9 protein-coding genes are annotated in these 15,937 nt (G+C 56.3%); 7 read left to right on the top strand and 2 right to left on the bottom strand.

All coding sequences use genetic code 11. The features are described from left to right. Nucleotides 1–68 precede the first annotated feature (68 nt). From holC to ACLHV8_RS19915, 4 genes are all read left to right on the top strand, one after another. Entirely contained in the window at nt 69–512 is a 444-nt protein-coding gene (gene holC, locus ACLHV8_RS19900; protein ID WP_008502815.1) for a DNA polymerase III subunit chi, read from the top strand. Further along, on the top strand, nt 512–3,367 hold the full coding sequence (locus tag ACLHV8_RS19905) for a valine--tRNA ligase (RefSeq protein WP_049007561.1): 2,856 nt from the start codon (nt 512–514) through the stop codon (nt 3,365–3,367). The genes holC and ACLHV8_RS19905 overlap by 1 nt, the downstream gene beginning before the upstream one ends. 123 nt (nt 3,368–3,490) lie before the next feature. Then, a complete protein-coding gene (locus ACLHV8_RS19910) occupies nt 3,491–3,994 on the top strand; it encodes a GNAT family N-acetyltransferase (protein WP_208594182.1) in 504 nt (167 codons plus the stop codon). A gap of 83 nt (nt 3,995–4,077) precedes the next feature. Continuing rightward, nucleotides 4,078–5,097 carry an NAD(P)-dependent alcohol dehydrogenase gene (locus tag ACLHV8_RS19915; RefSeq protein WP_028017016.1) on the top strand — a complete coding sequence of 340 codons (1,020 nt, stop codon included), beginning with the start codon at nt 4,078–4,080 and terminating at the stop codon, nt 5,095–5,097. A gap of 63 nt (nt 5,098–5,160) precedes the next feature. Here the strand turns inward: ACLHV8_RS19915 and ACLHV8_RS19920 are convergent, their stop codons facing one another. Further along, entirely contained in the window at nt 5,161–6,798 is a 1,638-nt protein-coding gene (locus ACLHV8_RS19920; protein ID WP_129324195.1) for a dihydroxyacetone kinase subunit DhaK, read from the bottom strand. 137 nt (nt 6,799–6,935) lie between these two features. Between ACLHV8_RS19920 and ACLHV8_RS19925 the strand changes: the two genes are divergently transcribed. After that, nucleotides 6,936–8,438 (top strand): helicase HerA-like C-terminal domain-containing protein, encoded by a 1,503-nt coding sequence (locus tag ACLHV8_RS19925; protein ID WP_128348198.1) that lies wholly within the window; start codon nt 6,936–6,938, stop codon nt 8,436–8,438. On the opposite strand, the gene ACLHV8_RS19930 is transcribed toward ACLHV8_RS19925, so the two are convergent. After that, a complete protein-coding gene (locus tag ACLHV8_RS19930; RefSeq protein WP_128348209.1) occupies nt 8,418–9,359 on the bottom strand; it encodes a TIGR01212 family radical SAM protein in 942 nt (313 codons plus the stop codon). The genes ACLHV8_RS19925 and ACLHV8_RS19930 overlap by 21 nt on opposite strands. A gap of 686 nt (nt 9,360–10,045) precedes the next feature. Here ACLHV8_RS19930 and gltB point away from each other — a divergent pair. Next, nucleotides 10,046–14,506, top strand: a complete 4,461-nt coding sequence (gene gltB, locus ACLHV8_RS19935; protein WP_032666800.1) for a glutamate synthase large subunit — start codon at nt 10,046–10,048, stop codon at nt 14,504–14,506. A 9-nt stretch (nt 14,507–14,515) separates the two neighbouring features. Further along, the gene (gene gltD, locus ACLHV8_RS19940) at nt 14,516–15,934 is read left to right on the top strand and encodes a glutamate synthase subunit GltD (protein WP_410377015.1); all 1,419 of its coding nucleotides are present in this window, start codon (nt 14,516–14,518) and stop codon (nt 15,932–15,934) included. Nucleotides 15,935–15,937 lie beyond the last annotated feature (3 nt).

Consider the following 15,937-nt stretch of genomic DNA (forward strand, 5'->3'; position numbering starts at 1 on the left):
TGTAAAACGCCGGGTGGCACTACGCTTACCCGGCTTTGCATTTAAATCCATGACAAGAAGCCCCATATATGAAGAATGCAACGTTCTACCTTCTGGACAACGACACCCATCAGGATGGCCTCAGCGCCGTCGAACAGCTGGTGTGTGAAATTGCCGCAGAACGTTGGCGAGCAGGCAAGCGCGTTTTGATTGCCTGCGAAGATGAACAGCAGGCTATACGGCTTGATGAAGCGTTGTGGGCACGTCCGCCTGAGAGTTTCGTGCCGCATAACCTGTCTGGCGAAGGTCCGCGCGGCGGTGCGCCGGTCGAAATTGCCTGGCCGCAAAAGCGCAACAGCAGCGCGCGCGATATTCTGATTAGCCTGCGGATAGATTTTGCAGATTTTGCCACCGCTTTCACAGAAGTGGTAGACTTTGTCCCTTACGAAGAATCTTTGAAACAACTGGCGCGCGAACGCTATAAAGCGTACCGCCTGGCTGGTTTTAACCTGAATACGGCAACCTGGAAATAATGGAAAAGACATATAACCCACGCGATATCGAACAGCCGCTTTACGAGCACTGGGAACAGCAGGGCTATTTCAAGCCTAACGGCGACGAAAGCAAAGAGTCCTTCTGCATCATGATCCCGCCGCCGAACGTCACCGGCAGTTTGCATATGGGTCATGCTTTCCAGCAGACCATCATGGACACCATGATCCGCTACCAGCGCATGCAGGGCAAAAACACCCTGTGGCAAGCGGGTACTGACCACGCGGGTATCGCGACCCAGATGGTGGTTGAACGTAAAATTGCCGCGGAAGAAGGTAAAACTCGCCACGACTACGGTCGCGACGCGTTCATCGACAAAATCTGGCAGTGGAAAGCGGAATCTGGCGGCACCATTACCCGTCAGATGCGTCGTCTTGGCAACTCCGTGGACTGGGAGCGTGAGCGCTTCACCATGGATGAAGGCCTGTCCAACGCCGTTAAAGAAGTCTTCGTCCGTCTGTATAAAGAAGACCTGATTTACCGTGGCAAACGCCTGGTAAACTGGGATCCGAAACTGCGCACCGCAATTTCTGACCTGGAAGTGGAAAACCGCGAGTCTAAAGGCTCCATGTGGCATATCCGCTATCCGCTGGCTGACGGTGCAAAAACCGCCGATGGTAAAGATTACCTGGTGGTCGCGACGACTCGTCCGGAAACCCTGCTGGGCGATACCGGCGTGGCTGTTAACCCGGAAGATCCACGTTATAAAGATCTGATCGGCAAATTCGTGGTGCTGCCGCTGGTTAACCGCCGTATTCCGATCGTGGGCGACGAACACGCCGACATGGAAAAAGGTACCGGCTGCGTGAAAATCACCCCGGCGCACGACTTTAACGACTACGAAGTCGGTCGTCGTCACGCCCTGCCAATGATCAACATTCTGACCTTCGACGGTGATATCCGTGAAAGCGCAGAAGTGTACGATACCAAAGGCGAAGAAACTGACGTTTACTCAAACGCTATCCCGGCAGAATTCCAGAAAATGGAACGTTTTGCCGCGCGTAAGGCGATTGTGGCTGCCGTTGACGCACTCGGCCTGCTGGAAGAGATCAAACCTCACGATCTGACCGTGCCGTACGGCGACCGCGGCGGTGTGGTTATCGAGCCAATGCTGACCGACCAGTGGTACGTGCGTGCTGACGTACTGGCGAAACCGGCTGTTGAAGCGGTTGAAAACGGCAGCATCCAGTTCGTGCCGAAGCAGTACGAAAACATGTACTTCTCCTGGATGCGTGATATTCAGGACTGGTGTATCTCCCGTCAGCTGTGGTGGGGTCACCGCATCCCGGCATGGTACGACAACGAAGGCAATGTCTACGTTGGCCGCACGGAAGACGAGGTTCGTCAGGAAAATAACCTGAGCGCTGACGTTGCGCTGCGCCAGGACGAAGACGTGCTGGATACCTGGTTCTCTTCCGCGCTGTGGACCTTCTCCACCCTCGGCTGGCCAGAAAACACCGACGCGCTGCGTCAGTTCCACCCGACCAGCGTAATGGTTTCCGGTTTCGACATCATCTTCTTCTGGATTGCCCGCATGATCATGATGACCATGCACTTCATCAAAGATGAAGACGGTAAACCACAGGTTCCGTTCCATACCGTTTACATGACCGGTCTGATCCGTGACGACGAAGGCCAGAAGATGTCCAAATCCAAGGGTAACGTGATTGACCCGCTGGATATGGTTGACGGTATCTCTCTGGAAGAGCTGCTGGAAAAACGCACCGGTAATATGATGCAGCCGCAGCTGGCTGAGAAAATCCGCAAGCGTACCGAGAAACAGTTCCCGAACGGGATCGAGCCTCACGGTACTGACGCCCTGCGTTTCACCCTGGCGGCACTGGCTTCTACTGGCCGTGACATCAACTGGGACATGAAGCGTCTGGAAGGTTACCGTAACTTCTGTAACAAGCTGTGGAACGCCAGCCGCTTCGTGCTGATGAACACCGAAGATCAGGATTGCGGTTTTAACGGCGGCGAGATGACTCTGTCTCTGGCGGATCGCTGGATCCTGGCGGAATTCAACCAGACGGTGAAAGCATTCCGCGAAGCGTTGGACAGCTACCGCTTCGATATCGCGGCAGGCATCCTGTACGAATTCACCTGGAACCAGTTCTGTGACTGGTACCTGGAGCTGGCGAAGCCAGTGATGAACGGCGGTTCTGAGGCGGAGCTGCGCGGCACGCGCAACACGCTGATTACCGTGCTGGAAGGTCTGCTGCGTCTTGCGCATCCAGTCATTCCATTCATCACCGAAACCATCTGGCAGCGTGTGAAAGTGATTGCTGGCATCAACGCAGACACCATCATGCTGCAACCATTCCCGGAATTCGATGCGGCGAAGGTTGATGACGCTGCGTCAGCAGATACCGAATGGCTGAAACAGGCGATCGTTGCAGTACGTAACATTCGTGCAGAAATGAACATCGCTCCGGGTAAACCGCTGGAATTGCTGCTGCGTGGTTGCAGTGAAGCTGCTGTTCGTCGTGTCACCGAGAACAACACCTTCCTGAAAACCATGGCGCGTCTGGAAAGCATCACTGTGCTGCCTGCAGATGATAAAGGTCCGGTATCCGTGACTAAAATCATCGACGGCGCAGAGCTGCTGATCCCGATGGCGGGCCTGATCGACAAAGACGCCGAGCTGGCTCGTCTGGCGAAAGAAGTGGCAAAAGTCGACGTGGAAATTGGCAAAATCGAAAGCAAGCTGGCGAACGAAGGCTTTGTGGCCCGCGCGCCGGAAGCGGTCATCGCCAAAGAGCGTGAGCGTCTGGTTGCTTTCGCCGATGCGAAGACCAAACTGATTGAGCAGCAGGCAGTGATTGCCGCCCTGTAATGCTTTTACCCCTTACGCTTCAGGGCGTAAGGGGTAACCTTCCTGAAAACTCCTCGCTTGCACTCCCCTTTCTGCGGTGCTATTAACAGCAGTTATGTGTCAATTTTTGTAATGAGTAATGCTATGAGCGTGATTACCCCCGTCGCGACGACGATGCGTCGGATCACTGAGCAGGATAACCCGGCTATTGCCGCCGTTATCCGCACCGTTTCTGCCGAATATGGCCTGACGGCTGACAAAGGCTACACGGTTGCAGACCCAAATCTGGATGAGCTTTTTCAGCTCTACAGCCAGCCAGGGCATGCCTATTGGGTAATCGAGCAAAATGGTCTGGTTGTGGGCGGCGGCGGCGTGGCGCCACTCAGTTGTAGCGAGCCGGATATCTGCGAACTACAGAAAATGTATTTCCTCCCAACTGCACGCGGGCAAGGACTGGCGAAAAAGCTGGCACTGATGGCCCTGGAACACGCACGTAAGCAGGGTTTTACGCGCTGTTACCTCGAAACAACCGCCTTCCTCAAAGAGGCCATCGGCCTGTATGAACATCTGGGCTTTGAGCATATTGGTGCACCGCTTGGTTGTACCGGCCACGTCGATTGCGAAGTCAGGATGCTGAAAAATCTGTAAATAATATTGCCGCCCTCTTCTGTTAAGCGGTGCTGAACTGAATGCTCTACACTCTCAGTTCACACCACAACGGGGGAAACACGATGTCGAAGATAAAAAGCTACGCCGCACCGCAGGCGGGTGCAGAACTTGAGCTTTACGAGTACGATGCGGGCGAACTAAAAGCAGAAGACGTCGAAGTACAGGTTGATTACTGCGGGATCTGCCACTCGGATCTCTCGATGATCGACAACGAATGGGGCTTCTCCAGCTACCCGCTGGTTGCCGGACACGAAGTGATTGGCCGCGTCGTGGCGCTCGGTAGCGCCGCGCAGGACAAAGGACTGAAAGTGGGTCAACGCGTGGGCATTGGCTGGACAGCACGCAGCTGTGGCCACTGCGATGCCTGTATCAGCGGTAATCAGATCAACTGCCTCGAAGGCGCCGTTCCTACCATACTTAACAAAGGTGGTTTTGCCGATAAGCTGCGCGCCGACTGGCAATGGGTCATTCCACTGCCGGACAGCATTGATATCGAATCCGCCGGTCCATTGCTGTGTGGTGGTATTACCGTCTTCAAACCTCTGCTGATGCACCATATCACTGCCACCAGCCGCGTGGGCGTCATCGGTATTGGCGGACTGGGGCATATCGCCATCAAACTGCTGCACGCGATGGGCTGTGAAGTCACAGCGTTCAGTTCAAACCCGGCGAAAGAGAAAGAAGTGCTGGCGATGGGTGCAGACAAGGTAGTGAACAGCCGCGATCCGCATGCGCTGAACGCGCTGGCAGGCCAGTTTGATCTCATCATCAACACCGTCAACGTCGATCTCGACTGGCAGCCGTATTTTGAAGCGCTGGCCTACGGCGGTAACTTCCACACCGTAGGTGCCGTGATGAAGCCGCTGCCCGTTCCGGCGTTTACCTTGATTGGCGGGGATCGCAGCGTGTCCGGCTCTGCCACCGGTACGCCATTCGAGTTGCGCAAACTGATGAAGTTTGCCGGACGCACCAAAGTGGCTCCGACTACTGAGCTGTATCCGATGTCAAAAATCAACGAAGCGATCCAGCACGTGCGTGACGGCAAAGCCCGTTATCGCGTGGTGTTGAAAGCGGATTTTTGATTTTCACGCGGACATCATGTTTGCAGGCCGGGTAAGGCGTAGCCGCCACCCGGCATTTCTACACTACCGAGCCAGCGCAGCAAACACCTCTGCCACCGCGACCGCCCCCGGATCCATTACTCCATCCAGATTCTCTTTATTCACATACGACGAACGCCCCGCTCCGGCTTTCTGCATTTTCGCGGTCGCTTCGGCACCCTGCCGCGCAGCCTGCGCCGCCGCGTGAAGATCGCCTTTCAGCAACGCCTCCAGCGCGGGCTGCAGCGCGTCGATCAGCGTACGATCGCCAAGATCAGCCCCACCGTACTGCTTCATCTGCGCCAGCCCACTCAGTAGGGCTTCCGGCAACGGCTTCCCGTCATGCAGCTTTTGTCCGGCCGCCGTAAAGAAGATCGACATCAGCACGCCACTCGATCCGCCCATCACCGTGGCCAACCGCTCGCCTACCAGCAACAGCAGCGTTGGGATATCATCCAGAGGCAGTTTGTGCTCCTCAAGGCGCTGCGCAATGTCTCGCGCTCCTTGCGCAAAGGTAGAGCCGGTATCGCCATCCCCCACTTTGGCATCCAGTGCATTGAGCCGATTTTCAAGCTTAATCAGCGTGGTTGTTACCTGGGAGACATACTCGCCCACCTCTGCGTTAGCAGATGGGGTATATTCCACGCGGTCATGCAGCGCGCTATGTTCCTGTACACGCAAGGGGGCAAACGCCACTGGTTTTTGCCAGCCCAGCGTCTCAACCTCTTCATGGAGCGCTTTTTCAAAGAGGTCGTTAAGCTTCAATAACGTCAGGGAAAAGCCCTTCATATCCAGGGCACTCACCAGCGGCGCGGGGCCAATCAGGTACGCGATATGCTCTTTCAGAGCCGAGTGCGCCAGCTCTTTGGTGAGCAGCGCCATCTCCAGCGCCGACACGCCGCCAAGATTGTTAATCAGCACTGCAAAGCGCCCCTCTCCCGCCTGCTCGCGTAACGGTGTTACCAGCGTGTCGATAATGGCTTTGCTGTTTTGCGTATCAACCACCGAAGCTCCCGGCTCCCCGTGAATACCGAGCCCCAGTTCCACATGACCTTGCTTAATTCGCCCTTCTCCATCATCACTGCCTGGCAGGTTACAGGTTTGCATCGCAACGCCCAGGCTCCAGAGATTATCGCAGGCCTGTTGCGCAATATCCCGCACTTCACTCAGTGATTTCCCGTGCTCCGCCGCATAACCTGCAATCTTATGTACCAGCGCCGTACCGGCAATGCCGCGCGGCTGCTTGTTATCCGGCAGCGCGATGTCATCGGCAACAATCACCATCTCCACCTTCAGGCCATAGCGTTTGGCCTTTTCCGCTGCCAGACCGAAGTTCAGGCGGTCGCCGGTATAGTTTTTGACGATCAGCAGACAACCGCGATCGCCCGTTACCGCCACAATGGCGTTCAGTACCGCATCCACGCTCGGCGAAGCAAACAGATCGCCGCACACCGCCGCCGTCAACATGCCTTTGCCGACAAACCCGGCGTGTGCAGGCTCATGACCAGAGCCACCGCCGGAGATCACCGCTACGCGGCTTTTGTCCCAGTCGCCGCGCGCGACGATCCTGATGGCCGGATCGATATCAAGTTTGACGAGATTCGCGTGTGGCGCAGAAAGCAGTATGCCTTCAATGGCATCGTTGACCAGCTGTTTGCGATCGTTAAAGAAGAATCTGGACATAGTTTCCCACTATTTTGTGAACCGTATGCAAAAGCATAGTCCGCGCTGGATAATGCGCCGCAAAGTCAGGAATTTACTCAACCAAATTGCGACCAGGTTGCCTATACTCCACCCAGGACTAAGAGAGGAAGCGCATTATGAGTACACCATTGTTAATTGCCAGGACGCTGGAAAAAGAGCTGTATTTACTGCCCGCGATGGCGAACCGCCACGGTTTGATCACCGGCGCGACCGGGACGGGGAAAACCGTGACTCTGCAAAAGCTGGCGGAGTCGCTTTCGGAGATTGGCGTACCGGTCTTTATGGCTGACGTGAAAGGCGATTTAACCGGTGTCGCTCAGGAAGGGACGGCCTCTGAAAAACTGCTCGAACGGCTGAAGAATATTGGCATCACGGACTGGACGCCGCATAACAATCCGGTGGTGGTGTGGGATATCTTCGGTGAGAAAGGCCACCCGGTGCGCGCGACCGTCTCCGATCTCGGCCCGCTGCTGCTGGCCCGTCTGCTTAACCTCAACGACGTGCAGTCCGGCGTATTGAATATTATCTTCCGTATTGCCGATGACCAGGGGCTACTGCTCCTCGATTTCAAAGATCTGCGCGCCATTACCCAATACATCGGCGATAACGCTAAATCCTTCCAGAACCAGTACGGCAATATCAGCAGCGCCTCGGTGGGCGCCATTCAGCGTGGGTTGCTGACCCTGGAGCAACAGGGGGCCGAACACTTCTTCGGCGAGCCGATGCTGGATATCAAAGACTGGATGCGCACCGACAGCAACGGCAAAGGCATCATCAACATTCTGAGTTCTGAGAAGCTCTATCAGATGCCGAAGCTTTACGCCGCCAGCCTGCTGTGGATGCTCTCTGAGCTCTACGAACAGCTACCCGAAGCCGGTGACCTGGAAAAGCCCAAACTGGTGTTCTTCTTTGACGAAGCACACTTGCTGTTTAACGATGCCCCACAGGTACTACTGGACAAGATTGAACAGGTTATCCGCCTGATCCGTTCCAAAGGTGTTGGCGTCTGGTTTGTTTCGCAAAATCCGTCAGATATTCCGGACAACGTGCTCGGGCAACTTGGTAACCGCGTGCAGCACGCCCTACGCGCCTTTACGCCGAAAGATCAGAAAGCCGTTAAGGCCGCCGCGCAAACCATGCGCGCCAATCCGGCCTTTGATACCGAAGCGGCGATTCAGGCGTTAGGCACCGGTGAAGCGCTGATCTCGTTCCTGGATGCGAAGGGCAGCCCGTCCGTGGTGGAACGCGCCATGGTGATCGCACCCTGCTCGCGCATGGGGCCGGTGACCGACGATGAGCGTAACGGTCTGATTAACCACTCTCCGGTGTACGGGAAATACGAAGACGAGGTGGATCGCGAGTCCGCATTCGAGATGCTGCAAAAAGGGGTCCAGGCGACAACGGAATCGCAGGATGCGCCTGCCGCTAAAGGGCAGTCTGTCGCCGTGGATGACGGTATTCTCGGGGGGCTCAAAGACATCCTGTTCGGCAGCACCGGTCCGCGCGGCGGCAAGCGTGATGGCGTTGTACAAACCATGGCGAAAAGCGCCGCGCGACAGGTCACTAATCAGATAGTGCGCGGCATGCTGGGAAGCCTGCTAGGCGGCCGTCGCCGGTAGACGGGGAACCCACGGGCGGCCAAGCGCCGAACCCTGTACACCGTTCTCCTGTAGATAGCGGTCGATTTCTACCATCCCCGTCCAGCGGTTCTCACACCATAGCGGTGCCAGAAGCGTTGGACGGCGAGCGCTGGCCGAAATACGGTGGTAGACAATTTCCGGCGGTGTGTGGCGAATCATCTCCCCCGCCGTCACCGTATAGTCCTCAAGCTCAATACCGCTTAACCGCCCGGCCTCCCAGGCTTTCGCCATAATGCTGCCCTTCACGATATGCAGCGGGTGCAGCTTGATACCGTCCACGCCGGTCTCAACCACCTTTTCCAGCGTCTCCAGACCGTGCTGTCGCCCTTCCCCCGGTAAACCGACAATCAGGTGCGAACAGACCTTCAGCCCACGCTCACGGGCCAGCCGCGTGGTGCGCTGGTAGCAGGCGAAATCATGGCCGCGATTGATTCGGTGCAGCGTTTTGTCATGTGCGGTCTGCAAGCCCAGCTCCAGCCAGATCTCGTAACCTTGTTCTTTGTACTCGCTGAGCAGCTCCAACACCGCCTCCGGTACGCAGTCCGGGCGCGTGCCCACGCACAGCCCAACGATGTTAGCCTGACTGACGGCCTGCTGATACATAGAGCGCAGTACCTGCACCTCAGCCCACGTGCTGGTATAGGCCTGGAAATAGGCCAAATATTGCTTTGCGCGGTTCACCAGGCTCGCCTGATGGGCAAGCTGTTCAGCGATAGATTTATGCTGCTGGGCTTCGTCAGCAAACGACGCAACGTTACAGAACGTGCAGCCACCACGCCCGATGGTGCCATCGCGATTCGGGCAGCTAAAGCCGCCATGCAGCGTCAGCTTATGAACCTTTCGCCCATAGCGTTGCAAAAGATCCCCACCAAACATATTGACTAATTTCTGTAACTGCATAATCTGATAGACCGTCCCGGAGAAAGGGGACAAGCCTGCCATTTTTAGCCTCTGTCGGCGATGACCTGGATCAATCGCCCTGGACGGCCTTTATCTATATGAATAAATACTCAGGATTACTGCAATTTCATTCACAACTCTCGTGATTACTTTTCCTTATGTTCTGATTGTTTTTTTCATTTATAGCGCCACCACTTAAAAACAGTGGCTTTATGCGGGTTTGCAGCCAATGTCAGATTATTATTCTGCTATAAAACTGCTATTCAGCACGCTACATTGATAATACCGCTTTCATATAGTGAGTCAGATCACACTCCGCTGCGTCCTGTCAGGGCATACAATCAATGTAAAAATAGTTAAATACCCTTTAATTACAATCAGATAAACTCTCTTTAGCACATTTTTGTATAAATAAGATTGCCATTTGACCTGTGTACCAATTCCCGATAAGTTGGAAATCCGCTGGAAGCTTTCTGGATGAGCGGCCTGCTCATCATATTTATGCAGTAATTGAGATTCCCTCTGAAGCAAGTCCTCAAACTTGTTTACCTGCGCGAAAGGATGAAAAGAGGGCGAATGCGAGGTCCGCGTATGAAACGTAAACCCCGTCGCCATGCTCTTTCTGTGCCTGTGCGCCACGGTAAAGTTCAGTGGGAAGCCCGACGAGCCTGGGGAGGTTCACTGATATGTTGTACGATAAATCCCTTGAGAAGGATAACTGTGGTTTCGGCCTGATCGCCCACATAGAAGGCGAACCTAGCCACAAGGTAGTGCGTACTGCCATTCACGCACTGGCCCGTATGCAGCACCGTGGTGCCATCCTTGCTGATGGTAAAACCGGCGACGGTTGCGGTCTGCTGCTGCAAAAACCCGATCGTTTCTTCCGTATCGTTGCGGAAGAACGCGGCTGGCGTTTAGCCAAAAACTACGCTGTCGGTATGCTGTTCCTGAACCAGGATCCTGAAAAAGCTGCCGCCTCACGCCGCATCGTCGAAGAAGAACTTCAACGTGAAACCCTGTCGATTGTCGGCTGGCGCAATGTGCCAACCAACGAAGGGGTGCTCGGTGAAATCGCCCTCTCCTCGCTGCCTCGTATTGAACAGATTTTTGTTAACGCGCCTGCGGGCTGGCGTCCACGCGATATGGAACGCCGTCTGTTCATTGCCCGTCGCCGCATTGAAAAGCGTCTCCAGGACGATAAAGAGTTCTACGTCTGTAGCCTCTCGAACCTGGTGAACATCTATAAAGGTCTGTGTATGCCGGCTGACCTGCCGCGCTTCTACCTGGACCTGGCGGATCTGCGTCTGGAATCGGCCATTTGCCTGTTCCACCAGCGCTTCTCCACCAACACCGTTCCACGCTGGCCGCTGGCTCAGCCGTTCCGCTATCTGGCGCACAACGGCGAGATCAACACCATCACCGGTAACCGCCAGTGGGCCCGCGCCCGTACCTATAAGTTCCAGACGCCACTGATCCCTGACCTGCACGATGCCGCACCGTTCGTAAACGAAACCGGCTCGGACTCCAGCTCCATGGATAACATGCTGGAACTGCTGCTGGCGGGCGGGATGGACATCGTTCGCGCCATGCGTCTGCTCGTGCCGCCTGCCTGGCAGAACAACCCGGATATGGATCCGGAGCTGCGCGCGTTCTTCGACTTTAACTCCATGCATATGGAGCCGTGGGATGGTCCGGCGGGCATCGTTATGTCAGACGGCCGTTTTGCTGCCTGTAACCTGGACCGTAACGGCCTGCGTCCTGCGCGCTACGTCATCACCAAAGACAAGCTCATCACCTGCGCCTCTGAAGTCGGTATCTGGGATTACCAGCCTGACGAAGTGGTCGAGAAGGGCCGCGTCGGCCCGGGTGAGCTGATGGTTATCGACACCCGCGGTGGGCGTATCCTGCACTCCGCTGAAACCGATAACGACCTGAAAAGCCGCCATCCATACAAAGAGTGGATGGAGAAAAACGTGCGTCGTCTGGTGCCGTTTGAAGATCTGCCAGACGAAGAAGTAGGCAACCGCGAGATGGACGACGACACCCTCGCAAGCTTCCAGAAACAGTTTAACTACAGCGCTGAAGAGCTGGATTCCGTCATCCGCGTACTCGGTGAAAACGGCCAGGAAGCCGTGGGCTCCATGGGGGACGATACCCCGTTTGCCGTGCTCTCCAGCCAGCCACGCATCATTTACGACTACTTCCGTCAGCAGTTTGCGCAGGTCACCAACCCGCCAATCGACCCGCTGCGTGAAGCCCACGTGATGTCGCTGGCGACCAGCATCGGCCGCGAGATGAACGTCTTCTGCGAGGCCGAAGGCCAGGCGCACCGCCTGACCTTTAAATCGCCGATCCTGCTGTACTCCGATTTCAAACAGCTCACCACCATGAAAGAGGAGCACTACCGCGCTGACACGCTCGATATCACCTTCGACGTGGCCGAAGCGAGCCTTGAAGAGACCGTGAATGCCCTGTGTGACAAAGCCGAACAGATGGTGCGTAACGGTACCGTTCTGCTGGTGCTGTCTGACCGAAATATCGCGAAGAATCGCCTGCCGGTGCCTGCACCAATGGCAGTCGGTGCTATCCAGACCCGTCTGGTAGAGAAGAGCCTGCGCTGCGACGCCAACATCATTGTTGAAACCGCAAGTGCACGTGACCCGCACCACTTTGCCGTGCTGTTAGGCTTTGGTGCGACGGCGATTTATCCATACCTGGCCTACGAAACACTGGCTCGTCTGGTCGATACCCGCGCGATCGACAAAGACTACCGTGCAGTGATGCTGAACTACCGTAACGGCATCAACAAAGGTCTGTACAAGATCATGTCCAAAATGGGCATCTCGACCATTGCCTCCTACCGCTGCTCGAAGCTGTTTGAAGCGGTCGGCCTGCATGACGAGGTCGCCAACCTCTGCTTCCAGGGCGTGGTCAGCCGCATCGGCGGTGCCGGTTTTGCTGACTTCCAGCAGGATCTGGTAAACCTGTCGAAACGCGCCTGGCTGGCACGTAAGCCATTGGATCAAGGCGGTCTGCTGAAATACGTTCACGGTGGCGAATACCACGCCTATAACCCGGACGTGGTGCGCACGCTGCAGCAGGCGGTTCAGAGCGGCGAATACAGTGATTATCAGCAATATGCTGAGCTGGTAAACAGCCGTCCGGCAGCGACGCTGCGCGATCTGCTGGCACTGAATCCAGGGGATGATGCAGTCAGTATTGATGACGTTGAGCCAGCCACTGAGCTGTTCAAACGCTTTGATACTGCAGCAATGTCTATCGGTGCTCTCAGTCCGGAAGCCCATGAAGCGCTGGCTGAAGCCATGAACAGCATCGGCGGAAACTCGAACTCCGGCGAAGGCGGCGAAGATCCTGCCCGTTACGGCACCAACAAAGTGTCCCGTATCAAGCAGGTGGCATCCGGTCGCTTTGGCGTCACGCCAGCGTACCTGGTCAACGCCGACGTTATCCAGATTAAAGTCGCTCAGGGTGCAAAACCGGGCGAAGGCGGTCAGTTACCGGGTGATAAAGTCACGCCGTATATCGCCAAACTGCGCTACTCCGTACCGGGCGTGACGTTGATCTCTCCGCCACCACACCACGATATCTACTCTATCGAGGATTTGGCGCAGCTGATTTTCGACCTGAAACAGGTCAACCCGAAAGCGATGATCTCCGTGAAGCTGGTTTCTGAGCCGGGCGTCGGTACCATCGCAACGGGCGTAGCAAAAGCCTATGCGGATCTCATCACCATCGCCGGTTATGACGGTGGTACCGGTGCAAGCCCACTCTCCTCCGTGAAATATGCGGGTTGTCCATGGGAGCTGGGGCTGGTGGAAACTCAGCAAGCGCTGGTGGCTAACGGTCTGCGTCACAAGATCCGTCTGCAGGTAGATGGCGGTCTGAAAACCGGCCTCGACATCATCAAGGCGGCGATTCTGGGTGCGGAAAGTTTCGGCTTTGGCACCGGTCCAATGGTTGCACTCGGCTGTAAATACCTGCGTATTTGCCACCTGAACAACTGCGCAACCGGCGTTGCAACCCAGGACGAGAAACTGCGTAAGAACCACTATCACGGTCTGCCGTTCAAAGTGACCAACTACTTTGAGTTCATCGCCCGCGAAACCCGCGAGCTGATGGCACAGCTGGGCGTGAAGCGTCTGGTAGACCTGATCGGCCGTACCGACCTGCTGAAAGAGCTGGAAGGCTTCACCGCCAAGCAGCAGAAGCTGGAGTTGAGCAAGCTGCTGGAAACCGCGCAGCCGCATCCTGGCAAAGCGGTCTACTGCACCGAGAACAACCCGCCGTTTGATAACGGCGTGCTGAACGCGCAACTGCTGCAGCAGGCGAAACCGTATGTTGACGACAAGCAGAGCAAAACGTTCTGGTTTGATATTCGCAACACCGACCGTTCCGTGGGTGCCTCCCTCTCCGGTTACATCGCGCAGACGCACGGTGACCAGGGGCTGGCTGCTGATCCGATTACCGCGCACTTCAGCGGTACTGCGGGCCAGAGCTTCGGCGTGTGGAACGCAGGCGGCGTTGAGCTGTATCTGACCGGCGATGCCAACGACTACGTCGGTAAAGGCATGGCGGGTGGTCTGCTGGCGGTGCGTCCGCCTGTCGGTTCAGCTTTCCGCAGCCACGAAGCCAGCATCATCGGAAACACCTGTCTGTACGGCGCGACCGGCGGTCGTCTGTTTGCAGCGGGCCGTGCGGGCGAGCGTTTTGCGGTGCGTAACTCCGGTGCAATCACCGTGGTGGAAGGCATTGGCGATAACGGCTGTGAATACATGACGGGCGGGATTGTTTGCGTTCTGGGTAAAACCGGCGTGAACTTCGGCGCAGGCATGACAGGTGGTTTTGCGTACGTCCTGGATGAAGACGGTGAGTTCCGCAAACGCGTGAACCCGGAGCTGGTGGAAGTGCTGGACGTTGACACGCTGGCTATCCACGAAGAACACCTGCGCGGTCTGATTACCGAACACGTGCAGCATACCGGTTCTTCGCGCGGCGAAGAGATCCTGGCGAACTGGCCGGCGTTCTCTGCGAAATTCGCGCTGGTTAAACCGAAGTCCAGCGATGTTAAAGCACTGTTGGGTCACCGTAGTCGTAGCTCAGCAGAGCTGCGTGTGCAGGCGCAGTAAGGAATTCAGATGAGTCAGAACGTATACCAGTTTATCGACCTGCAGCGTGTTGATCCGCCAAAGAAACCGCTGAAAATCCGTAAAATTGTATTTGTCGAAATCTATGAGCCGTTTTCAGAAGGCCAGGCCAAAGCACAGGCAGACCGCTGCCTGTCCTGCGGTAACCCTTACTGCGAATGGAAATGTCCGGTACATAACTACATCCCGAACTGGCTGAAGCTGGCCAACGAGGGGCGTATCTTTGAAGCCGCCGAGCTGTCTCACCAGACTAACACCCTGCCGGAAGTGTGCGGCCGCGTGTGTCCTCAGGACCGTCTGTGTGAAGGCTCCTGTACGCTGAACGACGAGTTTGGCGCAGTGACCATCGGTAACATTGAGCGTTATATCAACGATAAAGCGTTTGAGATGGGCTGGCGTCCGGATATGACCGGCGTGAAGCAAACCGACAAGCGCGTGGCAATCATCGGCGCGGGCCCGGCGGGCCTGGCCTGTGCGGACGTGCTGACCCGCAACGGCGTGAAGGCGGTAGTCTTTGACCGTCATCCGGAGATCGGCGGTCTGCTGACCTTCGGTATCCCGGCCTTCAAGCTGGAAAAAGAGGTCATGACCCGTCGTCGTGAAATCTTTACCGGCATGGGTATCGAGTTCAAACTGAATGTGGAAGTAGGCCGCGATGTGCAGCTCGACGATCTGCTGAAAGATTACGATGCCGTATTCCTGGGCGTGGGCACCTATCAGTCCATGCGCGGTGGTCTGGAGAACGAAGACGCGCCGGGCGTTTACGACGCTCTGCCGTTCCTGATTGCTAACACCAAGCAGATCATGGGCTACGGCGAAACCGCCGATGAGCCGTTCGTCAGCATGGAAGGCAAACGCGTTGTCGTACTGGGCGGTGGTGATACGGCGATGGACTGCGTGCGTACCTCTATTCGTCAGAATGCCGCGCACGTGATCTGCGCCTACCGTCGTGACGAAGAGAACATGCCGGGCTCTAAACGCGAAGTGAAAAACGCGCGTGAAGAGGGCGTGGAGTTCCAGTTCAACATCCAGCCTCTGGGTATCGAAGTGAATGCCAACGGTAAAGTGAGCGGCGTGAAGATGGCGCGTACTGAGATGGGTGCGCCGGATGCGAAAGGCCGTCGTCGCGCCGAGATCGTAGCCGGTTCTGAGCATGTGATCCCGGCCGATGCCGTCGTGATGGCGTTCGGTTTCCGCCCTCACAGCATGGAGTGGCTGGCGAAGCACAGCGTGGAGCTGGACTCTCAGGGCCGCGTCATTGCACCTGAAGGCAGCGACAATGCTTTCCAGACCAGCAATCCGAAAATCTTCGCCGGTGGCGATATCGTTCGCGGTTCTGACCTGGTGGTCACCGCGATTGCCGAGGGTCGTAAGGCGGCAGACGGTATACTGAACTACCTGGAAGTGTAAAAA

The organism is Enterobacter sp. CPE_E863 (assembly GCF_046521465.1).
GTDB lineage: Bacteria > Pseudomonadota > Gammaproteobacteria > Enterobacterales > Enterobacteriaceae > Enterobacter > Enterobacter adelaidei.